Source organism: Paradevosia shaoguanensis, from assembly GCF_016801025.1.
Taxonomy (GTDB): Bacteria; Pseudomonadota; Alphaproteobacteria; order Rhizobiales; family Devosiaceae; genus Paradevosia; species Paradevosia shaoguanensis.
This window is the reverse complement of the sequence record NZ_CP068983.1, coordinates 339,668-363,202: the sequence shown is the minus strand read 5'-3', so window position 1 is coordinate 363,202 and position 23,535 is coordinate 339,668. Positions and strand designations below refer to the sequence as shown.

Annotated in this window: 23 protein-coding genes; 21 read left to right on the top strand and 2 right to left on the bottom strand. The window is 66.3% G+C overall.

Going from position 1 to position 23,535, the window contains the following annotated elements; genetic code table 11:
• The first annotated feature begins 1 nt into the window (after position 1).
• From JNE37_RS01670 to JNE37_RS01605, 14 genes are all read left to right on the top strand, one after another.
• Positions 2–418 (top strand): phage major tail protein, TP901-1 family, encoded by a 417-nt coding sequence (locus JNE37_RS01670; protein WP_203065110.1) that lies wholly within the window; start codon positions 2–4, stop codon positions 416–418.
• 11 nt (positions 419–429) lie between these two features.
• Complete coding sequence (locus JNE37_RS01665) at positions 430–747, top strand: gene transfer agent family protein (protein WP_182397841.1); 318 nt, start codon at positions 430–432, stop codon at positions 745–747.
• Positions 744–938 carry a rcc01693 family protein gene (locus JNE37_RS01660; protein ID WP_035095340.1) on the top strand — a complete coding sequence of 65 codons (195 nt, stop codon included), beginning with the start codon at positions 744–746 and terminating at the stop codon, positions 936–938. Before JNE37_RS01665 ends, JNE37_RS01660 begins: the two co-directional genes overlap by 4 nt.
• Positions 931–1,479, top strand: a complete 549-nt coding sequence (locus tag JNE37_RS01655; protein WP_203065109.1) for a phage tail tape measure protein — start codon at positions 931–933, stop codon at positions 1,477–1,479. Before JNE37_RS01660 ends, JNE37_RS01655 begins: the two co-directional genes overlap by 8 nt.
• A gap of 175 nt (positions 1,480–1,654) precedes the next feature.
• Positions 1,655–2,272, top strand: coding sequence for a DUF2460 domain-containing protein (locus JNE37_RS01650; RefSeq protein WP_203065108.1), 618 nt, complete (start codon positions 1,655–1,657; stop codon positions 2,270–2,272).
• Positions 2,269–3,159 (top strand): DUF2163 domain-containing protein, encoded by an 891-nt coding sequence (locus JNE37_RS01645; RefSeq protein WP_203065107.1) that lies wholly within the window; start codon positions 2,269–2,271, stop codon positions 3,157–3,159. Before JNE37_RS01650 ends, JNE37_RS01645 begins: the two co-directional genes overlap by 4 nt.
• Positions 3,156–3,572, top strand: coding sequence for an NlpC/P60 family protein (locus JNE37_RS01640; RefSeq protein ID WP_203065106.1), 417 nt, complete (start codon positions 3,156–3,158; stop codon positions 3,570–3,572). Before JNE37_RS01645 ends, JNE37_RS01640 begins: the two co-directional genes overlap by 4 nt.
• A gap of 53 nt (positions 3,573–3,625) precedes the next feature.
• Positions 3,626–7,384 carry a baseplate multidomain protein megatron gene (locus JNE37_RS01635; RefSeq protein ID WP_203065105.1) on the top strand — a complete coding sequence of 1,253 codons (3,759 nt, stop codon included), beginning with the start codon at positions 3,626–3,628 and terminating at the stop codon, positions 7,382–7,384.
• The gene (locus tag JNE37_RS01630) at positions 7,377–8,150 is read left to right on the top strand and encodes a glycoside hydrolase family 108 protein (protein ID WP_203065104.1); all 774 of its coding nucleotides are present in this window, start codon (positions 7,377–7,379) and stop codon (positions 8,148–8,150) included. The genes JNE37_RS01635 and JNE37_RS01630 overlap by 8 nt, the downstream gene beginning before the upstream one ends.
• Positions 8,151–8,304: 154 nt before the next feature.
• Entirely contained in the window at positions 8,305–8,604 is a 300-nt protein-coding gene (locus JNE37_RS01625; RefSeq protein ID WP_152572042.1) for a hypothetical protein, read from the top strand.
• Between the two features lie 30 nt (positions 8,605–8,634).
• On the top strand, positions 8,635–9,294 hold the full coding sequence (locus JNE37_RS01620) for a response regulator transcription factor (protein ID WP_035035200.1): 660 nt from the start codon (positions 8,635–8,637) through the stop codon (positions 9,292–9,294).
• A 3-nt stretch (positions 9,295–9,297) separates the two neighbouring features.
• Entirely contained in the window at positions 9,298–10,659 is a 1,362-nt protein-coding gene (locus JNE37_RS01615; RefSeq protein ID WP_035095324.1) for a sensor histidine kinase, read from the top strand.
• Between the two features lie 48 nt (positions 10,660–10,707).
• Positions 10,708–11,181 (top strand): RT0821/Lpp0805 family surface protein, encoded by a 474-nt coding sequence (locus JNE37_RS01610; RefSeq protein WP_052015508.1) that lies wholly within the window; start codon positions 10,708–10,710, stop codon positions 11,179–11,181.
• Between the two features lie 145 nt (positions 11,182–11,326).
• Positions 11,327–12,475 carry a hypothetical protein gene (locus JNE37_RS01605; protein WP_182397823.1) on the top strand — a complete coding sequence of 383 codons (1,149 nt, stop codon included), beginning with the start codon at positions 11,327–11,329 and terminating at the stop codon, positions 12,473–12,475.
• A 54-nt stretch (positions 12,476–12,529) separates the two neighbouring features.
• On the opposite strand, the gene JNE37_RS01600 is transcribed toward JNE37_RS01605, so the two are convergent.
• Both JNE37_RS01600 and JNE37_RS01595 read right to left on the bottom strand, forming a co-directional pair.
• Positions 12,530–14,494: an FAD-dependent oxidoreductase gene (locus JNE37_RS01600; protein WP_203065103.1), complete on the bottom strand. Its 1,965-nt coding sequence runs from the start codon at positions 14,492–14,494 to the stop codon at positions 12,530–12,532.
• Positions 14,491–15,468 carry a hypothetical protein gene (locus tag JNE37_RS01595; RefSeq protein WP_203065102.1) on the bottom strand — a complete coding sequence of 326 codons (978 nt, stop codon included), beginning with the start codon at positions 15,466–15,468 and terminating at the stop codon, positions 14,491–14,493. Before JNE37_RS01595 ends, JNE37_RS01600 begins: the two co-directional genes overlap by 4 nt.
• 121 nt (positions 15,469–15,589) lie before the next feature.
• Here JNE37_RS01595 and ccmI point away from each other — a divergent pair, with 121 nt between their 5' ends.
• The 7 genes from ccmI (at position 15,590) to JNE37_RS01560 (ending at position 23,420) form a co-directional block, all read left to right on the top strand.
• Complete coding sequence (ccmI, locus tag JNE37_RS01590) at positions 15,590–16,681, top strand: c-type cytochrome biogenesis protein CcmI (RefSeq protein WP_182397817.1); 1,092 nt, start codon at positions 15,590–15,592, stop codon at positions 16,679–16,681.
• Between the two features lie 8 nt (positions 16,682–16,689).
• A complete protein-coding gene (ccmE, locus tag JNE37_RS01585; RefSeq protein WP_035095398.1) occupies positions 16,690–17,157 on the top strand; it encodes a cytochrome c maturation protein CcmE in 468 nt (155 codons plus the stop codon).
• A gap of 3 nt (positions 17,158–17,160) precedes the next feature.
• Positions 17,161–19,140, top strand: a complete 1,980-nt coding sequence (locus JNE37_RS01580) for a heme lyase CcmF/NrfE family subunit (protein WP_203065101.1) — start codon at positions 17,161–17,163, stop codon at positions 19,138–19,140.
• The gene (locus JNE37_RS01575; protein ID WP_203065100.1) at positions 19,137–19,589 is read left to right on the top strand and encodes a cytochrome c-type biogenesis protein; all 453 of its coding nucleotides are present in this window, start codon (positions 19,137–19,139) and stop codon (positions 19,587–19,589) included. Before JNE37_RS01580 ends, JNE37_RS01575 begins: the two co-directional genes overlap by 4 nt.
• Positions 19,590–19,746: 157 nt before the next feature.
• Positions 19,747–21,243: a Do family serine endopeptidase gene (locus JNE37_RS01570; RefSeq protein WP_035035174.1), complete on the top strand. Its 1,497-nt coding sequence runs from the start codon at positions 19,747–19,749 to the stop codon at positions 21,241–21,243.
• A 94-nt stretch (positions 21,244–21,337) separates the two neighbouring features.
• Positions 21,338–22,009 (top strand): response regulator transcription factor, encoded by a 672-nt coding sequence (locus JNE37_RS01565; protein WP_035035170.1) that lies wholly within the window; start codon positions 21,338–21,340, stop codon positions 22,007–22,009.
• Positions 22,002–23,420: a sensor histidine kinase gene (locus tag JNE37_RS01560; RefSeq protein WP_035035168.1), complete on the top strand. Its 1,419-nt coding sequence runs from the start codon at positions 22,002–22,004 to the stop codon at positions 23,418–23,420. The genes JNE37_RS01565 and JNE37_RS01560 overlap by 8 nt, the downstream gene beginning before the upstream one ends.
• The last annotated feature ends 115 nt before the right edge of the window (positions 23,421–23,535 follow it).

Genomic DNA, 23,535 nt, shown 5'->3' with positions numbered 1-23,535 from the left:
CATGGCAGCCCAGAGCGGCAAGGACATGCTGTTGAAGCTCGATTCCACGGGATCGGGCAGTTTTCTCACGGTGGCGGGATTGCGCACGCGCAGCCTCGCCTTCAACGCGGCGGCCATCGACATCACCGACGCCGAAAGCGCCGGCCGCTGGCGCGAGCTGCTGGCCGGGGCCGGCGTCAAGCGCGCATCGGTCTCGGGCGCCGGAATCTTCAAGGACCAGGCCTCCGACGAGGCAATCCGGTCGCTGTTCTTCGGCGGCACGATCCGGGACTGGCAGCTCATCCTGCCCGATTTCGGCGTGGTGGCCGGGCCGTTCCAGATCACGGCGCTCGAATTCAAGGGCGACCATGCAGGCGAAGTGACCTTCGACCTGGCGCTGGAAAGCGCCGGGGCGCTGACCTTCACCGCTGCCAGCTGAGGAGACACGCAATGGCCAATCCGCAAAGGGGTGAGATCGAGGCGATGATCGGGGGCGAGGCGCGGGTGCTGTGCCTCACGCTCGGGGCGCTGGCCGAACTCGAGGCGCGGCTGCAGGCGGGAGACCTTGTGGGGCTCTCGGAACGCTTTGCCGGCGGCAGGATTTCGGCGCGCGACCTGACGGCGATCATCGGGGCAGGACTGCGGGGCGCGGGCAACGCGATTTCCGACGACGACCTGGCGCGCATGGCGATCGAAGGCGGGCTCAAGGGAGCGGCCGAAGTGGCGGCGCGTCTGCTCAAGGCGACGTTCGGCGAGGCGGAGCAATGACGCCGTTTCCCTGGGACGCGGCCATGCAGATGGGCTTCGGCGTGATGCGGCTTTCCTCGCGCGATTTCTGGGGCCTGACCCCGCGCGAACTGGCGGCTGCCTTTGGCGCCGCGAGCGGCAGGGCCGCTCCGCCGCGGGCACGGCTGGACGAATTGATGCGGGCATTTCCCGACGGAGGACGCAATGGCTGACACGCTGTTTCCCGATGGATTCCGGGGCGAACTGGACGGGGTTTCGGGCGAGCTCGAACGCATCGGCACGCTGGCCGATGGCGTGGCGCGGTCGCTGAGCAACGCCTTCCGAGGCGCGATCACCGACGGCAGGTCGCTCAACGGCCTCCTGGGCGACATCGCCCGCAGCTTCGCCGATATCGCTCTGCGAGCGGCGCTGAAGCCGCTGGGCAACCTAGTTTCGGGGCTGGTGGAAAACGTGTTTGCGGCGACCAACCCCGTGGTGCAGGGCGTGACGCCTTTCGCCAAGGGCGGGGTGATCGCGACGCCGAGCTACTTTCCGCTGGGGCGCGGGCTGGGCGTGGCCGGCGAAGCGGGCGCGGAAGCGGTGATGCCGCTGATGCGTGGGCCGGATGGCCGGCTGGGTGTTGCCGGCGGGGGGAGCGGGGTGAACGTGACGTTCAACGTGACCGCGAGCGACGCGCGCAGCTTTGTGGGCGCGGAGGCTGAGGTGGGGGCGATGCTCTTGCGGGCTGTGCGGCGGGGGAGCCGGGGGGCATAGGCCCAGGTTCACAGATTGGGCCGGCAGGTCTCCCTCCCCCTTGCGGGGAGGGGACAGGGGTGGGGGTGCGGCTGGCTCTGAGTCCTAGGCTCACCCCCACCCTTGATCCCTCCCCCGCAAGGGGGAGGGAGGCGGTGGGGCTTGGCCCGCACACTGACATTTACGGGAGTCTTCCATGGCTTTTCATCCGATCCGCTTTCCGCTCGATATCGCGCTGGGGGCGCGGGGCGGGCCGGAGCGGGCTACCGATATCGTGACGCTGGCTTCGGGCGCCGAAGAGCGGAACAGCCGGTGGGCGCATTCGCGACGGCGATACAATGCCGGCTATGGCGTGAAGTCGCGCGCCGACATGCAGGCGGTGCTGGCCTTCTTCGAGGAGCGGCGCGGGCGGTTCCACTCGTTCCTCTGGCGCGATGGACTGGATTTTTCGTCGGGCGGCGCCACGCCGGATCCGCTCGACCAGGTGATCGGCACCGGGGACGGGGTGAAGGCCGCGTTCGCGCTGGTGAAGACATATGGGGCCAGTTTCGACCCCTATCTCCGGCCGATCACCAAGCCTGTCGCAGGCTCCGTGCGCGTGGCGGTCGCGGGGGTCGAAACGAGCGCCTTCGCGGTCGACGAGATGACGGGAGTGGTGACGCTCGATGCGCCCCCGGCGCCAGGGGCGGTCGTCACGGCGGGCTTTCTGTTCGATGTGCCGGTGCGTTTCGATATCGATCGGCTCGATATCGAGCTGACGAGCTTCGACGCGGCCGAGGCACCCACCCTTCCCCTGATCGAGGTGCTGGAATGAAAGCGTTCGATGCTGCGTTTGCAGCCCATATCGCTGGCGGCGAGACGACTTTGGCAACCTGCTGGCGCATCGTGCGGACGGACGATGTGGTGCTCGGTTTCACCGACCACGACGTGGCGCTTGCCTTCGATGGCGTGAGCTACCTGCCGGCTCATGGGCTCGATGGCGGAGAGGGCACGGCCAAGCTTGGGGCGCAGGTGGATACGTCCGAGGTGGTGGGTATCCTGCATTCGGAGGCGATTACCGAGGACGACATCCTGCTCGGCCGCTTCGATGGTGCGCTGGTCGAGATCTGGCGGGTCAACTGGCGCGATGTCTCGGTTCGCGCGCTGCTGCGGCGCGACACGATCGGCGAGATCGTGCGCGAGGATGGCGCCTTTCGCGCCGAACTGCGCTCGGGGCAGCAGGCGCTCAACGTGCCCAAGGGGCGAGTCTACCAGGCGCTCTGCGATGCGGAGCTGGGCGACGGACGGTGCGGCGCTTCTGTCGAGACGCCGGTATTCAAGGCTGATGCGGGCGTGGCGGCGGTGCGCGATCGCTTCCGGTTGGAAGTCACCGGGCTCGATGAATTCGCCGAAGGCTGGTTTTCGTTCGGGCGCGTGACCTGGCAGAGCGGTCCGCGTGCGGGCAAGCAGGACCGCGTGGTGAGCCATGCGCGGGTGGGCGGAGCGGATATCCTCGCCTTCGACGCGCCGGTGGGCGATTGGGTCGAGATCGGCAATTCCCTGGTTGCCTATGCGGGCTGCGACCGACGGTTTTCGAGCTGCAAGAGCAAGTTCGCCAATGCCGTGAACTTCCGCGGCTTTCCGCACATTCCGGGCAATGACTTCGTCATGCGCTACCCCAAATCTGGCGACGTGCTGGAAGGGCAGGCGCTGGTCAAATGAGGGACGATGCGGAACGGATCGTGGCGGCGGCGCGCGCGTGGATCGGCACGCCGTACCGGCACCAGGCCTCGACGCTGGGTGCGGGCTGCGATTGCCTGGGGCTGGTGCGGGGCGTCTGGCGCGAGGTCTATGGCGACGAGCCGGTGGCCATGCCGCCTTATCGTGCGGACATGCGGGACGTGGCGTTTGCAGGCGCGTTGCTGGAGGCAGCGGAGACGCTGCTGGTTCGGGCCGAGGCGATGGAGGCGGGGCGCGTGGTGCTGTTCCGGCTCAACGGCGCGGCGGCACCCAAGCATTGCGGGATTCTGGTGGGCGAGGGCCGGTTCGTGCATGCGCAGGAGGGCCTGGGGGTGGTCGAGGCCAGCCTTGAGGGTTGGGCGCGCAGGGTGACTGGGGTGTTTGCGTTTCCATAAGGGAGGCCGGTTTTCCCGGCCCACCAGTTTTCAGCTTATTTCAGGGAGCCGTCATGGCCACTTTAGCACTCTCGGTTGCCGGGCAGTTCGTCGGCGGGTTCGTGGGCGGACCGATCGGGGCGACGATCGGGCGCGCGCTGGGGGCATTGGCGGGGGCGGCGGTCGACAATGCGCTGTTCGGCGAGAAGCCGCAGCAGCGGCGGATGGGCAGCGACTTCCAGTTGCAGGGTTCGGTCGAGGGCGGGGCGGTGCCACGGCTCTATGGCTGGAGCCGGGTCAGCGGCAACATCATCTGGGCGACCGAGCTCGAGGAGATGACGCGCGAGACCTCCGGCGCCAAGGGCTTTGGGCCGCAGACCTCGGAAAGCGAGATCTTCGCCAACTTCGCCGTGGGTCTCTGCGAGGGCGAGGTGCACCGGCTCGGTCGCATCTGGGCCGACGGCAAGCTGCTCGACACACAGGGGCTCAATATCCGCTTCCATCGTGGAACGGGCGGCCAGACGGTCGACAGCCTCATCGAGGGCAAGCAGGGGAGCGGCAATACGCCGGCCTATCGCGGGCTCTGCTACCTGGTCTTCGAACGCCTGCCGCTATCGCAGTTCGGCAACCGCATCCCGCAGATTTCGGCCGAGCTCTGCCGCGTCGTGGGCGAGCTGGAGCCGGCGATCAAGGCGGTGACCATCATTCCGGGAGCGACCGAGTTCGGCTACGACCCCGTGCCGCGCGTGCGGGTGGTGGGGCCAGGGCAGACGACGGCCGAGAATACGCACCTCATGGCGGGCATATCGGACTGGACGCTCTCGATCGACGAGCTGACGGCGATCTGCCCCAATCTCGAACATGTCTCGTTGGTGGTGAGCTGGTTCGGCAGCGACCTGCGCTGCGCGGACTGCCTTATCGAACCGCGGGTCGAGGGCTCGGCGCGCGTGGTCGAGGGCACGGAATGGTCGGTGGCCGGGCTGACGCGGGCGGGCGCCAGGGTGGTTTCCACCCATGACGGCGGGCCGGCCTATGGCGGCACGCCTTCCGACGCGGCGGTGCGGGCGGCGATTGCCGACCTCAAGGCGCGCGGGCTCAAGGTGACGCTCTACCCGCTGGTGATGATGGACGTGCCGGAAGGCAATACGCTGACCGATCCCTATTGGGGCGGCCACCAGCCGGCTTATCCCTGGCGCGGTCGGATCACCTGCAACCCGGCGCCGGGTGGGGCGGGTACGCCGGACAAGACAGGCGCCGTTCTGGCTCAGGTCGACGCATTCGTGGGGACGGGCGCCGACTGGCGTTATCGCCGGATGGTGCGGCATTACGCGAACCTGGCGGTGGCGGCCGGTGGGGTCGATGCCTTCATCATCGGCTCGGAAATGCGCGGAATGACGACGCTGCGCGGCGCCGGCAACAGCTTTCCCTTCGTCTCGGCGCTGGTCGCGCTGGCAGCGGAGGTGCGCGGCATCGTCGGGAGCGGGACAAGGCTCACCTACGCGGCGGACTGGTCGGAATTTTCCGGATACCAGCCGGATGGGGAGAAGTTCTTCCATCTCGATCCGCTCTGGGCGAGCCCGAATATCGATGCCGTGGGCATCGACAATTACATGCCGCTCACCGACTGGCGGGATGGTGACGACCATCTCGATGCTGCGGAGGGTCGCTGTGTCTACGATCGTGGCTATCTGCAGGGCCGGATCGCCAGCGGCGAGGGCTATGACTGGTACTATGGCTCGGATGCCGAGCGAGTGGCGCAGACGCGTTCGCCGATCGGCGATGGCACCTATGGCGAGCCCTGGGTCTGGCGGTTCAAGGATATCGAAGGCTGGTGGAGCAACGCCCATCATGATCGCCCGGGTGGCGTGAGGGCACCGTCCGCTACGGCCTGGGTGCCGCGCTCCAAGCCGCTGTGGTTCACGGAGCTCGGCTGCGGAGCGGTCGACAAGGGAGCGAACCAGCCCAATGTCTTCGGCGATCCGAAGAGCTCGGAAAGCGGGCGGCCATATTTTTCGAGCGGGCTCTCCGACCCGCTGATGCAAAGGCAGTTCCTGCGGGCGCAACTGGACTATTGGGGCGGGGCGGCAAACCCCGCCTCAAGTCTTTATGGCGGTCCGATGGTGGAGCGTATCTACCTCTGGACCTGGGATGCGCGGCCCTATCCGGCCTTTCCGGCCGACACTGGAAGCTGGAGCGATGGCACCAACCATCCGACCGGGCACTGGCTGACCGGGCGCGTGGGCGCCATGGCGGGGGACGAGCTGATCGCGGCCGTGGCGCGCGATCACGGCGTGGCGTTATCGCATGTCGAGGCCGTGCAGCCGCTGATCCACGGACTCAAGCTCGACGGCGTCGGCTCGGCGCGCGATGCGCTGGAGGAGGTGCTGGCGGTTTCCGGTCTTTCGGTGCGCGATGGGCAGAACGGGCTCGAATTTCGCCGGGCGCTGGAGCGCGAGGCGGTGCCGGCGGGCGAACTGGTGGCGGGCGAGGGGTCGATCGTTTCTCGACGACGCCCTGATCCGGGCGAGGCGCTGGGACGCGTGGCGCTAACCTATCTCGACCGCGAACGGGCATACCTTACAGGCACGGTCACGGCGATGCGGCTCGGCGGTGGTGCGACGGCGGGCGAGGGGTCGAACCTGGTGCTCGATCTCGCCGGTGCGCGGTATTCGGCCGAACGCATCCTGCTGGACAGGGCGGTGTCGGAAATCATCGAGTTCACGCTGCCGCCGTCCATGGCGGCAGTGGAGGTGGGCGACGTGCTCAGCCTCGATGGCGTGTCAGAGGGGCCGTTCGAGGTGACGGAAATCCGTGACGGTCTGGCCCGCAAGGTCAGCGCGCGGGCGCTGCCGCCATCGATGATTGCTGCAATTACTTCGGACAGGCCGCAGGCGCCTATGGCGCTGACGGGAGTCAGGGCAATGCCGGTGGTCGTGGTGGCGCATTTGCCGCCTTTGCCGGAAAGCCCGCTGCGTTCGCGCCTGCTGCTGGCGGCATCCGCCAAGCCCTGGCCGGGCGAGGTGGCCTTCGACGAGGAGGTGACAGGGACCGTGCTGGCGCGCGCGGCGGCTCCCGCGGTGCTGGGTGAACTGACCGCGGCGCTGCCTGCGGGCAGTTTCGGCGAGTGGGACGATACCAGCATTGTGCGGCTACGCGCCTATTCGGGGCATTTCTCGTCGGCGAGCGAAGCCGCGGTGCTGGCTGGGAGCAATCGGCTGGCGGTGCTGGGCGATGACGGCGAATGGGAAGTGCTCGGCTTTGCCGAAGCGGAACTGCTGGCGCCGGGACTCTACGAACTGAGCCATCTGCTGCGCGGCATGGATGGGTCGGCGAGCGGGGCGGCGGCGGTAGGGCGCAGGGTGTTCGTGCCGGATAGCCGAGCGGTTTCGATTCCGGTCGACGGCGCCTGGCTCGATACGACGATGAACCTGCGCGCCTTCGCCGGTCGGTCGGACGTGACCGGGCAGGCGCTTGCGGTGGAGATCGGCCTCGGCCCGGTGCTGCCGCTGGCGCCGACGAACCTGGTCGCGACGCGCGCGCTGCCGCTCGGGGATGTCACCTTCACGTGGAGCCGGCGCAGCCGCGCCGACCCCAACGGCACCGGGGCAGGCGTGCCGGCGCTCGAATATGTGCCGGAGGCCTATCGGGTGACGATCTTCAACGGCGCTTCGCCGGTGCGCAGCATCGACGTTGGCGCGGCCTCGGCCGCCTACCCGGCGGCGCTGCAATTGCTCGATTTCGGCAGCCTGCCGGCGAGCTTCACCTTCACGGTCGCGCAGATGAGCGCCGGATTTGGAGCGGGGCATCCCGCCCAGGGAGTTTTCCATGCCTGACGAAAACCAACGCTTCGCCGAATGCCTCAAGGTCGTCCTGGCCTATGAGGGCGGCTATGTCGACCACCCGGCCGATCCGGGCGGCGCGACCAATATGGGCATTACCCACAAGACCCTGGCGCGCTGGCGACAGGTCTCGCCCTGGTGGCAATTGCCCAAGAGCGAGGTCCAGCGCCTCAAGATCGATGAGGCCGCGAACATCTACCGCGCTTCCTATTGGGATCGCAGCAAAGCCGGCGCCCTGCCGGCGGGACTCGACCTCGCGCTCTTCGACTATGCGGTCAATTCCGGGCCCGACCGGGCGATCAAGAGCCTGCAAAAGCTGGTGAATGTCGTGCCGGACGGGCAGGTGGGGCCGCTGACGCTGGCGGCGATCCGCGACCGCGTCGCGGCGACCGGCATTGCCGGGCTCATCGATGCGCTCTGCAACCAGCGTCTCTCGTTCCTCACGCAACTGGCCACTTTCGCCGTCTTCGGACGCGGCTGGCGCAAACGCGTCGAGGACATCCGCGCGGCGGCCTTCGCCCTGGCTGGCGGGCCGCCCGCGACTGAAACCGCAACCGACTTCTGGAGTGACATCATGAATATCCTTGCAGGCTACAAGACCTATATCGTGGCCGCGGCGATGGTTCTCGCCGGGCTGGCCCAGGTGCTGGGCGTCGACATTCCCTCGCTGGAAGGCCATTCGGCCGGACAGTTGATCCTCGAGGCGATCGCGATCGTCTTCCTGCGGAAGGGGATCAAGAGCGATATCGGGAAGGTCTGAGGGCGGCGCTCTGCGTCCGTGAACGTGGATTGGGGGACGGGTGTTTGGGGCCCACCCTTACGTCCTTCCCTCATACCATCGGCTAGGTCCCCGGCGTTTGCCTCCTGCGCTTCCATTCATGTACTGTTCAGCACCCGCCTCTTAGGGTACGCGCATGAACAGGTTCCTTTTGACATTGATGGCTGGATTGCTGGCGGTGGGCGCGATGATTCCGACCTCCGCCTCACCCTCCCTGGCCCAGGCATGCCTGGGCAAGCGGGAGATCCAGCAGGCTGTGGCCGACGGGCAGATCCTGCCGCTGGCGCAGATCCTGGCCGCGGGCGGCATCGATGCATCGAGCGTGGTTTCATTCCAGGTCTGCGAGCGCGGGGGCGGGTTGGTCTACATGCTGCAGGTCTATGAGGGCGGCGAAGCCAAAACCATTGTCTTGAACGCGGCAACCGGCTCGCCATAAACTGATATTCGCTGAACTGCGGGGCGATTCATGCGCATTCTGGTGGTTGAAGACGACACCAATCTCAATCGGCAGATCAAGGACGCGTTGACCGATGCCGGCTACGCCGTCGACGTCGCCTTCGATGGCGAGGAGGGGCATTATCTGGGCGATACCGAGCCCTATGATGCCGTGGTCCTCGATATCGGCCTGCCGCAGATGGACGGGCTTTCCGTCCTCGAGCAATGGCGCCGCGACGGCAAGACCATGCCGGTGCTGCTGCTGACTGCCCGCGACCGCTGGAGCGACAAGGTGCAGGGCATCGATGCCGGCGCCGACGACTACGTGGCAAAACCCTTCCATATGGAAGAATTGCTGGCGCGCCTGCGCGCGCTCGTGCGCCGCGCCGCAGGGCACGCTTCGAACGAGATCACGGCCGGACCGGTGCGGCTCGACGTGCGCTCGGGCAAGGTGACGGTCGAGGGGCAGGCGATCAAGCTGACCAGCCACGAGCTGCGCCTCCTCAGCTACCTCATGCACCACAAGGGCAAGGTGATCTCGCGCACCGAACTCACCGAGCACCTCTACGACCAGGATTTCGACCGCGATTCCAATACGATCGAGGTCTTCGTTGGCCGGCTGCGCAAGAAGCTGCCCGATGAGGTCATCCAGACGGTGCGCGGCCTGGGCTACCAGATCGTCGGCGACTAGCCGATGCGGCAGCGCTCGATAGCGACTTCGCTTTTCCTGATTTCCGGCATCTGGCTGATCGTCGCATTGGCCGGAACCGCCTTCCTGCTGTCCGGCCTCTATTCGCAGGCGCTCGACACCGGGCTCTCCGAAACGCTCGATTTCCACCTCGAAACGCTGGTGGGCCGCACTCTCGAAGCGGGCGATCCGCGCAGCGACGCCATCGATCTCGGCGATCCGCGCTTCGATCGCCCCGCGTCAGGCTGGTACTGGGCGATCCGCGACCCCGACGGTACGGTGCTCAACCTTTCCCCCTCATTAGTCGGCATGAAAGTGCCGGTGATCTCGGCCCCGTTCGACGACACCAGCAAGCGCACGGCCGCCACCAAGGACGATTTCGCCACCGAAATCCGCGTCAACGAGCGCGAGGTCTCGGTCAACGGCGAGAAGCTGCGCATCCTCGTGACGGGCAATCTCGACGAGATCTTCCAGCTCGTCGACGATTTCCGCAGTCAGGCGTTGATCGTGCTGGGCGCAGTGGGCGTGATGCTGGCCATCATGAGCTTCGTGGTCGCGCGCATCGCACTCCGGCCGATCAACCAGCTGCGCACCGCCGTCGAGCGCGTGCGCGAGGGCGAGAGCGAAAGCGTCACCGGCACGTTCCCACGCGAGATCGCCCCGCTCGCCGACGAAGTGAACCAGCTGCTCAATTCCAACGCCCAGATCATCGAGCGCGCACGCAGCCAGGTGGGCAACCTTGCCCATGGGCTCAAGACGCCGCTGGCCGTCCTCCGCAATGAGGCCAATGCCGCGCCCAAGGATGGGCTCTCGCGCATCGTGCTCTCGGAATCGGACAAGATGACCCAGCTCGTCTCGACCTACCTCGACCGCGCGCGGCTGGCCGCCCGCACCGCCATCGTCGGCAAGAAGGCCGACGCCGCGATCCTCGTGTCGCGGCTGGCGCGCGTGATGCAGAAGCTCCACCCCGACCGCAATGTCGAATTCCGCCGTCCCGATGCCTCGCTGCCCTGGTTCCGGGGCGATGAGGGCGATCTCGAGGAAATGGCGGGCAACCTGCTCGACAATGCCTGCAAATGGGCCACGAAAAACGTGCGCGTGAGCCTCGTCGCAGACCGGCGCGAAGCTTCGCCCATGCTGGTGGTGCGGGTCGAGGACGATGGCAACGGGCTGACGGACGAGGAGGCCAGCAAAGTGTTGCGCCGCGGTGTCCGTCTCGACGAAAAAACGCCCGGAAGCGGTCTTGGGTTAGATATCGTTAAGGAATTGGTTGACGTCTACGGTGGTTCACTGCAATTGGGGCGATCAGAGCTCGGCGGCCTGCGAGCGGAGTTGAGGCTCCCCGCTGCCCGGCCCGGGCGGAACTGAATGCGCTTCTGCCGCATTGCGGCATTGTATCGGCTTTACGGGACTAACATGCACAAGCTCTCTCGCGCCCTTCCGCTTCTTGGTTTGCTGGCTCTGGCCGGTTGTTCGAGCACCGGCACCGCCGTGAACCAGCCGGTCAACACCGTCGCTGCTCCCGTCGTGTCCGCCCCGGCCCTCACCGGCCCGAGCCCGGCCCAGCAGGTTGCTGCCGCCCAGACCGCCACGATGGTCGATGCCTATGTCGATCCTGCCGTGCTGCCGATGATGAGCGCCAAGGAACGCGCCGACGCTTCGAGCGCCCAGTTCTACGCCCTGCAGTTCGGCCGTCCCGGCGCCCCGCGCACCTGGAGCGGTTCGGGTTCGAGCGGCTCGATCACCGTCGGCCCCTATGTGCGCGTCAACAATCTCGATTGCCGCGACTTCACCAACACCGTGACCGTCGCCGGCAAGCCCTATGTCCGCAAGGGCACCGCCTGCCGTGAAGTCAACGGCACCTGGTCGGTGGCATCCGTCGCCGGTTAAGCCCGGCTATTGGATTTTTTCTTTACCATCGCGGGGTAGGGTGGAGACCTAGTTTCTCAACCACCCCGCGAACATGTCCCAAGCCAGCACGCGATCTGCCCAGGATGCGCCGGCACACGATGCCAAGTCTTCCCGAACCCAGAAGGTGAAGGGATCGCCATTTCTTGGCATTCTCGATCCCATTATCGTCGAAGACCCGGCCGAATTCCTGTTCGGCGGCGCGCTGCCGCGCGAACATGCCGACCGGATCTGGACGTGGATGACGCGCGACGTCGCGCCCGACATGATCACGCTCGACGGCCCGAACGCCACCGATGCGGCGGCGTTCGACGCGATGATGCCCGCGCTGATGACCCGCGTGCGCGACGTGCTCGAAATCTCCAAGGACAGCTTTGAGGATGGTCGTCGCCTGCGCCTGCAACTGGGCGGCGACGAAACCTATGAGCGCCTGCCCGTGGCGCTCAACGCCCTGCGCCAGCGCGCGCTCCTCGAAAAGGCGCGCGCCTTCGGCCGTGCCACTAACGCCACCACCGACGAAAACGCCCTGATGGGCGCCCTGCAGGCCATGCCGCTGCAGGACCAGGCGGCGATGGCTTTGCTCATGCAGGCGACCGTGGGGCAGGTGGCCAATCCCAACAAGCTCATGGCCGCCGTCGTGCGGATCGCCGGTGCGCCCTCCGAGGCGGCCGTGACGCGCGCGGGTTTCGCCCCGCTCGTCGATGCGCTGCTGGCGCATGCGCAGAACCAGCTTTTCCACCTTTCGCCGATGGGCGCTTTCGCCGATATCGACCTCACCTGCCGCGCGCTCGATCGCTTCCACCGGCTGGCGCGGGCGGTCAACGGCTATGTCGAAATCAACCGCACCGGGCGTTGGGCGCAGGTGCTCGCTGGCCTCACCAAGGCGGTTTCCGGCCGGATCGAGCCCAAGCTGCGCGAGATCATGCCCGACCTCAATCAGGCCATGCGCCGCCGCGAAAGCGGCGACCGCGTAGATGCCGACCGCATGCTCTCGGCCATCAACGGCATCTACCTGCTCGCCACCGTCCGCGAATGCCGCGACTCCCTGGCCCTCAACGCGGCCTTCGAGCAGATCTGGAACCAGGTCGGCCAGGCGCTCGAAGTCCACATCAACCGCAACCTGGAAGCCATCAAGGCCAACGCCAACGACGCGGTTTCCGCCGAACGGCTCGAGGCCGGCATCAAGATGGCCGAACTGCGCTTCAACCAGGAATATGCCGACGTGCTCCGCCGTGCGCGGGATGCCGCGGGACGAAGGACGCCGTCTGGCGGGTGAGGGCACGGTGGGTAGGCGCCTTGGGAACGCGTGTGCCGCACGTACCGAAGCAGACTATCCCACCTTCTCCACCAGCCGCACCGGCACCTGGCGGCTCAGATCCCGCAGGATAAGCCGTGCATTGGCCTCGCCGTTCCCGACGAGCGCCGTCGCGCCGATCTCCCCATCCTGCCCCAGGATAACCCCCACGGCGGTCAGCGGATCGCTGCCGTCGGTGTTGGAATAGAGCTGGTTCCCGGCCTCGAAATGTCTCGGATCGTCCGCCACGAGCCGCCACACTGCCTGTGATGGTCCGAAGCGACCGTGGAGATGGGGAGGGCATCCGTTAGCCTGTGACGCAGCCTGCACTGCTGCCCGCGGCAGCAATCTGGGCACGATGCAGCGCTCGCGCGCGACTTCGCCAGCCTCGGCCTCCGGAACGATCCCCAGCGCTATGCTTGCCGCCAGATCGCCCAGCGTCACCGGATGCGCGGATTGCGCGAGGCTGCTTTCGGCGCGCGGACGGTTGAACAGCGAGAATCGTCGCGGAGCAGGAAGGGCAGGGCTTTGGGCCAGGCTCTCGCTGGCATCGAGATAGGCACCCGGCGCCTCCTCGGATTCCGGTCGCGAGACGAAGGCTGGCGCATCAGGCGACTCGTAGAGGGCATCGATCTCGATATCGAAAATGGGCACGGCACTGCGCCCGAACACCGCCGCTACTGCCGCCGCGCCGCTCTGAGCGCAGCCGGAAAGACTGCGATAGCCTGCCGCCGCCCCGGCGAGCGCAATGCCGGGTAGCGAGCCTGTCGCGACAAGCCGCCCATCGGCCCATTCGGCACCGCCACCGGCGGACAGCCACAACGCAAGCTCTGGCTGCCAGCCGCCAGAGACGATGAACCGTCCGGCCGTGAAGGTCGGTTCGGGACGCGCATAATTCTCCATCTGCAGCGACAGCGTGATTTCAAGGCCGCCCTGCCGGTGAAGGTTCACACCGACGGGCACCAATCCAGATGACAGCGGGACGCCGTAGGCCTTGCTGTATTCGATGAAGCGCGATTGCGGCCCCAGTCGCGTATCGCTCATGCGTGCGACGGAAAGACCATTGTCGAGCGCCAGCATGGCGAGGCGATAGGCTGGGCTGGTTGCGGTGTTGAAGGCTGAGCTGCGCCCCGGCCAGACCCCGAAGCGATCCGCCAGGTCGAAGGCCTCGACCAAACCCACGACACCAGGCAGGCGGTTGCCCGAAAACACCGGCAGCCGCTCCGCAGCACCGGACGCAAGGATGATGCGGGGGCTCGTGATCCTGAGACGGCGCGATGAGATGCCATCCTCGCCGGCAAGCACCTGATGCGCCTCGACGCTGTCATGCCCGAGCGAAAGCGCCTCGGTCCGGGTGAGAATCGTCACGTTGTCGAGGTGCGAAAGCGCAGTCGTCAGGCGGGGAACGATCGTGTCCGGCGGCTCCTCGTCCTCGATCGACCCGAACAGCCGCGCATCGCCGCCAAGGCTCTGCCGCCGCTCGATGAGGATGACGCTGCCGCCTGATTGTCCGGCAGCGACCGCAGCGGAGAGCCCGGCCACGCCGCCGCCGACGATCACGATTTCGGCCTCGAGAACCGCATCGGCTTCGCCGTCGAGCCAGGGTGCTATCCGCGAAATCCCGGCATCGTAGCGATGACCGAGCGTGGTGCGCGCGCCGCCGAACAGGCCAAACGGGCCACCGGCAGAATGCGCGCCGAGCGTGACGAATTCCTCGCCATCGCGAGCCGGCGTCCGCTGCATCGGCAGCGCCCGCCCGACCTCCTGCGCAAGTGCTGCCGGCGCGATGAATGGCGCAAAACGCTCGCCGAGCGCCAGCGGATAGCCGTTATGGGTCCCGGCGGTATCGACGCCGCTCGCCAGCAACGCCGAGAGCACTGTATCGCCGACAAAACCTACAATTGTGCGCCCGTCGACGGTGAATTGCAGCGGCGTCTCGCGGTCGATCTGGCTGCCCGCGAGGCTTCCACTATCTGGCAGACGGTTCGGTTGTCCTTTCATGCGACCACATCCACGATGAGCGAGCGATCCGCCAGCGGCGAGCGTGCCTCGATCCAGGTCGCTTCGGCATCACTGGCCGCGCCGGCCAGATAGCGGGCAAGCGGGGCCGCGAGGAAAGCGCCGGTGGCGCCGAGCCCGGCAATGGTGAAAACACCCGGCCGCGACAGGCCGAGCAGCAGCGCACCGTCAATTGCCGCCGCCAGGGGGAATGCCGCCCGGCCGGCGAGCCGCGCGCCTTGAGGCAATGCCGCGCCGACTTGACCTGAGGCTTCTTCCACCTCGCCCCGCGCCACGGCGATGACGCCCTGGTTGTCGAGCTGGTGCAGGGACAGACCCCGATCGAGGAACGTCATGAACGGCGCAGCCAGCTTTGCTGCGGGCGCGGTTGCTATGCCGGTAGCCGCGACCGCCTTGATGAGACCATTGTCATGAGACAGCACGGCTTCGTCGTCGGCGAGAACAATGAATTCGGCCTGGAACTCGCCGCTTCGCACGCGGCGGACGCCGAACGATTCCAGCCATGGCACGAATCCCCTGGCCATCGCTCCGCGATGGAGAAAGACGGCGTCCCTGAAGCGGTTGGCGGTCGCACCTTCCGGTAGGCCGGCTCCCGCCGCAATCGCTTCCACCTCGTGCCCGAAGCCGAGCGCCATGTGGCGCGCATGGCTGAGCGCATCGGCGCCTGCCGGCGATTCTGCAACGACCATGGGATCGAGCCGCGAAAAGGCAGCCTTGCCGGCGACGCGGGTGACGAGTTTGGTGGTTTCGGGTTCTGACGCCGCCAGCAGCGCCCAGGTTTCGGGCCGCGTCAGCGGCGCGAGCGAAAGATCGAAGCCGCGCGGCAACCGGTAATCGTCATGGAATTCGGCGACGAGACACACGCTGCGCTTGTGCCGTTCGGCCAGAAATCCGGCCAGCAACAGGGCCAACGGAGTGGCGCCGATGATCGCAAAATCGAACGCTGCTGTCTCCATGAGCGGCTAGCTGCCTAAAGCTGCGGCAAACGGTCCACAACACGGTAAAGTGTATGGGTACATTTCTGGTTGAAATAGCCATATAGATGCCATCGTCGCCGACCGAGACGAATCCGGGCTTATGCTTTTCTGGTTACTGGCCATCACGATCACCGCCATTGCGTGCGCCGCCCTCTACTTCGCCGCCGCCGGTCGCACCGTCCGCGCCGGCATGGACACCGGGGCGAATGCTACCGATGAGCACTATCGGCTGCAACTGGCTGAAATCAATGCCGATATTGCCGCCGGCCGCCTGGGCGAAGCCGAAGGCACCGCCGCCCGCGCCGAACTGGCGCGCGAGCTGATCCGCCTGCAGGGCGAGGATGGCGCCAAAAAAGGCGTCACCAGCAACCCCATCCTGGCGCCGCTCGCCGTGCTTGGCATCGCCATCATCGCCTTCGGCAGCTATGGCCTGCTCGGCAATCCGGGCCTTCCCGGCCAGCCGCTTGCCACCCGCGAGCGCCCGCTCGAGGAGCGGATCGACGTCAACGACGCGGTCAAGCGCATCGAAGCACAGCTCGAAAAGACCCCGGACGATGTGCGCGGCTGGACCGTCATCGCCCCCGTCTACATGCAGATGGGCCGCTACGAGGACGCCGTGACCGCCCTGCGCCACGTCAACGAACTGGCCCCTCCAACCGCCGATACCCAGACCGACCTCGCCGAAGCTATGCTCATGGTCAGCAAGGGCGAAATGACGCCCGAGGCGCAGGCCCTGCTCGAAAATGCCGTCAAGCTCGACCCCAAGCATGTCCGCTCGCGCTTCTACCTCGCCGGCGCCGCCACCCAGTCGGGTGACTATGCCGGTGCCGTCGCGCAGTGGAATGAGCTGATCGGCATGGCTGCTGGCAACGAGCCCTGGATCGCCGCCGCCAAGGAAGGCCTCGCCGCCGCGCAGAACGGCGTCGACGGCAAGCCGGCGGTCGCGCCCGAGGCCGCTACCGGCGACGCCATGACCGATGATACGATCAAGAGCATGGTCGAAGGACTTTCCGATCGCTTGCTCGCCAATGGTGGTACGATCGAGGAATGGACGCGCCTCGTGCGGTCTCGCCTCGTGCTCGGCCAGACCGATGCCGCGCAGGCCGCCTACGACGCCGCCAAGGCGGCTTATCCCGACGCTGCCCAGCGAACGGAACTTGACGCAACCGCCGCGCAGGGAGGACTGAAATAGCCATGGCCATGACCCGCAAACAGAAGCGCATCTCCATCATCGCCGGCCTTGCCATCGTGCTCGGCCTGGCGACGACGCTGGTGCTTGTGGCCCTGCGCGACCAGATCGTCTTCTTCTACACGCCGTCCGAAATGCAGGCCAAGGCCGTCGCGGCGGGCACGCCGGTGCGCCTGGGCGGCCTCGTCAAGGTCGGCACCTGGCACAAGAGCGGCCAGGACAATGCCTTCGTCATCACCGACGGCAAGAGCGAAATGCCGGTCACCTATGTCGGCATCCTCCCCGATCTCTTCCGCGAAGGGCAGGGCGTGGTGGCTGAAGGCGCGCTCGGCAATGCCGGCACGTTCACGGCCTCCAACATCATGGCCAAGCACGACGAGAACTACATTCCCAAGGAAATCGTTGATGACCTGAAGCGCCGCGGCGAATGGAAGCCGGATGATCCGGCCGGTTCGCTCAAGGCCCTGGCCGGAGGCTGATCCATGTCCATAGAGCTCGGTCACTTCGCGCTCATCCTCGCCTTCGCCATCGCCTGTGGCTCGGCAGTGATGGGCTATGCCTATTGGCGCAGCGAAGGGCGGATCACGCTCTTCGTGCGACAGGCGGCGGTCCTGCAGTTCCTGCTCGTGGCGGCCAGCTTCGCCGCGCTGATCCAGGCCTTCGTGACCTCGGACTTCTCGCTGCTTCTCGCCTACAACAATTCCCATTCTCTCCAGCCGCTGCTCTACAAGGTCACCAGCGTCTGGGGTAACCACGAGGGCTCGGTCGTCCTCTGGATCCTGATCCTCGTCGCATTCGGCGCGGCCGTAGCGATGTTCGGGCGTCGGCTTCCCAACGACCTTCTTAACCTCGTGCTGGCCACGCAAAGCCTGCTGGTTGCCGCCTTTACCGGCTTCGCGCTCTTCACCTCCAATGCCTTTGCGCGCCTCGATCCGGCGCCGTTCGAGGGCCGCGACCTCAATCCGATCCTTCAGGATTTCGGGCTCGCCGTGCATCCGCCGCTGCTCTACACGGGCTATGTCGGCTTCTCGATCTGCTTCTCCTTCGCCATCGCCGCGCTCATCACCGGCCGCATCGACGCCGCCTGGGCGCGCTGGGTTCGTCCCTGGACCATGCTGTCCTGGACCTTCCTGACGCTCGGCATCGCCATGGGCTCCTACTGGGCCTATTACGAACTCGGCTGGGGCGGCTGGTGGTTCTGGGATCCGGTGGAAAATGCCAGCTTCATGCCCTGGCTCGCCGGCACCGCGCTGCTGCATTCTGCCCTCGTGATGGAAAAGCGCAACGCGCTCAAGGTCTGGACGATCTTCCTCTCCATCATGACCTTCTCCTTCTCGCTCCTGGGCACCTTCCTCGTGCGTTCGGGCGTCCTGACCTCGGTCCACTCCTTCGCGTCCGATCCCACGCGCGGCATGGTCATCCTGTCGCTGCTGGCCGCCTTTATCGGCGGCGCGTTCACGCTCTTTGCCATGCGCGCCTCGTCCCTGCGGCAGGGCGGCCTCTTCTCGCCGATCTCCAAGGAAGGCTCGCTGGTCCTCAACAACCTCTTCCTCGCCACGGGCCTCGGCGCCGTGCTGGTCGGCACGCTCTATCCGCTGGTGCTCGATGCCCTCACGGGCCGCACGATCTCGGTAGGTGAGCCCTTCTTCAATCTCACCTTCGGCACGCTCATGGTGCCGCTCCTCATCCTCGTGCCCTTCGGCCCCTTCCTCGCCTGGAAGCGCGGCGACCTCATTGCCGTCACGCAGCGCCTCGCCGGTGCCGCGGCGCTGGCGCTGCTGGTGGTCATCGTCATCTTCATGCTGAGCGGCGCGCATATCTCGCTGGCGCCGCTGGGCCTGCTTCTCGGCTTCTGGGTCATGTTCGGCGCCATCGCCGAGCTGGTTGACCGCTCCAAGCTCGGCCGCATCCCGCTGGGCGAGAGCTGGCGGCGCCTCAAGGGCCTGCCACGCACGGCCTTCTCGACCGCGCTCGGCCATTTCGGCCTTGGCCTCACCGTCATAGGCATCGTCGTCACCACCGCCTGGCAGAGCGAACTCATCACCACGGTCGGAGCAGGCGAGACCATCACGCTCGATGGCTACCAGATCCGCCTCGACCGGCTCGATGAAGATGTGCCCGGCCCGAACTACAAGGCCGACCACGGCGAGTTCGTCATCACCGCTCCGGGCGGTGGCACGCGCCAGGCCGTCGCCGAGCGCCGCTACTATGTCGCCAGCGGCGAGCCGACCACCGAGGCCGCCATCCAGACCTACGGCTTCTCCCAGCTCTATCTGCAGCTTGGCGAGGACGAGGCCAATGGCCGCCATGTCGTGCGCGTCTGGTACAAACCTTTCGTGACGTTCATCTGGCTGGGCTGCCTCATCATGGCCGGCGCCGGCTTCGTTTCGCTCAGCGACCGGCGCCTGCGCGTCGGTGCACCCAAGCCGCGCCGCTCGACCGTGGCAGGGGCCGCCGAATGAAGCGTTTCGTCGCGCTCCTGGCCCTGTTGCTCGCCATGACCACGGCGGCAATGGCGCTCAATCCCAACGAGATCCTCAGCGATCCCGTGCTTGAGGCGCGGGCGCGCGACATCTCATCGGGCCTGCGCTGCCTCGTCTGCCAGAATCAGTCGATCGAGGACAGCAATGCCGATCTCGCGCGCGACCTGCGCATCATCGTGCGCGAGCGCCTGGTAGCCGGCGATACCGACGATCAGGTGCGCGAGTACCTGGTGGCCCGCTACGGCGAATTCGTGCTGCTCCAGCCCGTCTTTGCGCTGCACACGCTGGTCCTCTGGATCGCCGCGCCGATTCTGCTGATCGCCGGCATTGTCGCCGTCTTCATCGGCGTTCGCCGCCGTCGCCCGGCCGCCCCGACCGGAATCACGGCCGAAGAGCAGGCCGCGCTCGACAGGCTCGAAAGGGAATAGGCGGCCGGTCCTTAGGACCCTGCCAGTTCCTGTCGCGAACCTTTCCAATTTCTGCCCCGAGACTTACCAACTTGTAATGCGGATGAAACATGCCGGAAATATCGGGTGGCCCATAACCTAACCACTCTGTTGGGGAGCCGTTAGGAGAACATCAGAAATGCGCTCGACATTCTATTCCCGTACACGTCGTTGGGTAGGGGCGTCGGCCCTTGCCATCATCGTCGGTCTGGGTGGCGTTTCCACTTATGTGGCGACCGCTCAGACGGCAAATGCCCAGATCTCCGCGCCCACCATTGCCGCCCCGAGCTTTGCCGATCTCGTGGCTGCCGTGAAGCCTGCGGTGGTCTCCATCCAGGTCGAAGGCCAGGAAACCACCTCGCTCCGTGGCGGTGGTCGCAACTTCCAGTTCCAGATTCCCGACCTCCCCGACGATCATCCGCTCAAGCGCTTCTTTGATCAGTTCGGCAACCAGTTCGGCGATTCCAACCCGCAGGCTCCGCGCAAGTACCAGGCCGCCGGCTCGGGCTTCGTCATCTCCGCTGACGGCTACATCGTCACCAACAACCACGTCGTGAAAAATGCCGACAAGGTCACCGTCGTCTTCGACAACGGCGACGAGATGTCCGCCAAGGTGATCGGCACAGACGAGAAGACCGACGTTGCCGTGGTCAAGGTCGAAGGCAAGGACCTGCCGTTCGTGCAGTTCGCCGAAGACACCATCCGCGTCGGTGACTGGGTCGTCGCCGTCGGCAATCCGTTCGGCCTCGGTGGCACCGTGACGGCCGGTATCGTCTCGGCCCGTGGCCGTGACATTGGCGGCTCCTCCTACGGCGATTTCCTGCAGATCGACGCGGCCGTGAACACCGGTAACTCCGGTGGCCCGACCTTCGATACTTCGGGCAAGGTTGCCGGCATGAACACCGCGATCTTCTCGCCCAATGGCGGCAATGTCGGTATCGCCTTCGCGATCCCCGCTTCCACCATCAAGCCGATCGTGCAGCAGCTCATCGACAAGGGCACCGTCACCCGCGGCTTCCTGGGCGTCCAGATCCAGGACGTGACCCATGACATCGCCAACAGCGTCGGCCTCAAGACCGCCAAGGGCGCTCTCGTGACCCAGCCGAGCGAAGGTGGTCCTGCTCAGAAGGCCGGCATCAATTCCGGTGACATCATCACCGCCGTCGACGGCACCCCGATCGACAATGCCCTAGCCCTCTCGCGCACCATTGCCAACAAGGCCCCCGAGACCAAGGTCGAGCTGACCCTGTGGCGCAATGGCAAGGAAGAGAAGGTCACCGTCACCCTCGATACCCTCAAGGACCAGGCGGCCCAGGGCGACGAGCAGCAGCAGCAACAGCAGCCGGCCCAGCCCGAGGCTCCCAAGCCCTCTAGCGTCGGCATCACCCTGGTGCCCAATGCCGGCGGCGAAGGCCTCCTGATCCAGGACGTCAACCAGGACAGCATCGCTGCGGACAAGGGCTTCACCGTTGGTGACCTCATCCTCGAGGTCGACAACAAGAAGGTGGCCAACGTCGATGAGTTCGAAAAGGCCATCCAGGGCGTCAAGGACCGCGGTCTCGGCACTGCCCTCGTCAAGGCCAGCCGCGACGGCAATATCCGCTACATCGGCCTTCCGCTCGAAGCCAGCAAGTAGTTATAATTGCTAGAAAAGCTGGCCCCGGAGTTCTTCTCTCCGGGGCCAGCCATGCCTATATCGGTCGCATCCCAATCCTGACGGGGCTACGCCCATGAAAATTCTGCTGATTGAAGACGACCGGGAAGCTGCCAGCTACCTGATCCAGGCATTGGACGAAGCCGGGCACGTAACCCACCACGCCACCGATGGCGAAACTGGATACGCCATGGCATCCGGCATGGACTACGATGTACTCATCGTCGACCGCATGCTGCCGCGCCGCGACGGACTCTCGATCGTGGAATCCCTGCGCGCCGAGGACGACAAGACGCCCGTTCTCATCCTTTCCGCTCTGGGCGACGTGGACGACCGCGTCACGGGCCTGCGCGCCGGCGGCGACGACTATCTCACCAAGCCCTATGCCTTCACCGAGCTTCTCGCCCGCGTCGAAGTGCTGGCCCGCCGCTCGAGCCCGTCCGAAGCGGCCACCAATTTCCAGGTTGGCGATCTGTCGCTCGACCGCCTCTCGCGCAAGGTGGAGCGCGCCGGGGAGGTCATCGTCCTCCAGCCGCGCGAATTCCGCCTGCTCGAATATCTCATGAAGAATGCCGGCAAGGTCGTGACCCGCACGATGTTGCTGGAAAATGTCTGGGACTACCACTTCGACCCCCAGACCAACGTCATCGATGTGCATATGTCGCGCCTGCGCTCCAAGATAGACAAGGGTCATGCCACCTCCCTGCTGCAGACGATCAGGGGCGCCGGTTACATGATCCGTGACTAGCTTTTCCCAGCTCTGGCGTACCACTACAGTCCGGTTGACCGCGATCTTCGTCCTGATCTTCGTGGCCTTCTCCGTCCTGCTGCTGGCGGTGATTTCCTACCAGTCCAGCATCCAGATCCAGCGCCAGCAGGCGGCCGACATCGACCGCGAAATTCGTCAGATCACCAAGATCGATGACCGGCAGGGTTTTCGCGCCTCGATCATTGCGGTCGAGCGCCTGTCGCGCCAGCCCGGTCCGGGCATCTATTTCATCGGCGATCCTACCGGCCAGCTCATCGTCGGCAATGTGAGCTCGCTCCCGCCCGAGGTCCTCACCGATCCGGGCTCCTATACCTTCAACTACGACCGCCCGCGCCCCGCCGATCCCGATGCCGTCGACGCCGCCGACCCACCGCCCCCGCAGGGCAATGCCATGGTGCGCTCGGTCCTCCTGCCGAGCGGCCTGCACCTCGTCGTCGGTCGTGACGTCTATGAGCGGCGCGGCTTCACCGCCATCATCCTCCAGAGCTTCCTGTTCGGCGCGGGCGGCATCGTGCTGCTCTCGATCATCGCCGGTCTCGTCAATGCCCGGCGCGTTCTCGTGCGCATCGATGCCATCAACATGACCGCCAACAAGATCATGTCGGGCAACATGTCCGAGCGCATTCCGATCACCCAGCGCAATGACGAGTTCGATGGCCTCGCCACCAGCCTCAACGCCATGCTCGACCGCATCGAGCAATTGATGCAGGGCCTCAAGGAAGTCACCGACAACGTCGCCCACGACCTCAAGACCCCGCTGACACGCCTGCGCAACCAGGCCGAGTCCGCGCTGCGCGAAAGCGCCGACGAGGATGCGCGTCGCATGGCGCTCGAAACCACCATTTCGGAGAGCGACAAGCTCATCCGCACCTTCAACGCGCTGCTCATGATCGCCCGGGCCGAAGCCGGCGCGCCGTCCGGCGCCTTCGCCGATGTCGATGTCAGCGCCATCGCCGCCGATGTCGCCGAACTCTACGCTCCGGTGGCCGAAGAGGAAGGCATGGAACTGCGCAGCGAAGTGGCTCCCGGCATCCGTCTGCGCGCCAACCGCGAGCTCATCGGCCAGGCCTTGGTCAACCTCGTCGACAACGCCATCAAATACTACAAGGGCTGCGATGGCCGGCCCGGCATCATCACCGTCACCGCCCGCCAGGTCGGCGGCCGCGTGCTGATCGAAGTCGCCGACAACGGCCCCGGCATCCCCGCCGAAGACCGCGCCCGCGTCATCGAACGCTTCGTCCGCCTAGAACAAAGCCGCACCGAACCCGGCTCCGGCCTCGGCCTCTCCCTCGTCGCGGCAGTCGCTCGCCTGCACAAGGGCGAATTCCGTCTGGAGGACAATGCCCCGGGCGTCCGTGCCGTGATCGATCTGCCGGGGTCAGCGGGGTAGGGCGTTTATCGGCGGAGGCGGCTCCGCTCTCTCTGCTTCGGCTTTTGCCTCTGCCCCTACCTCCCTATACCTACACCTCCGCCTCTCCTCCACACTTCACCATCCCCACCCCTTA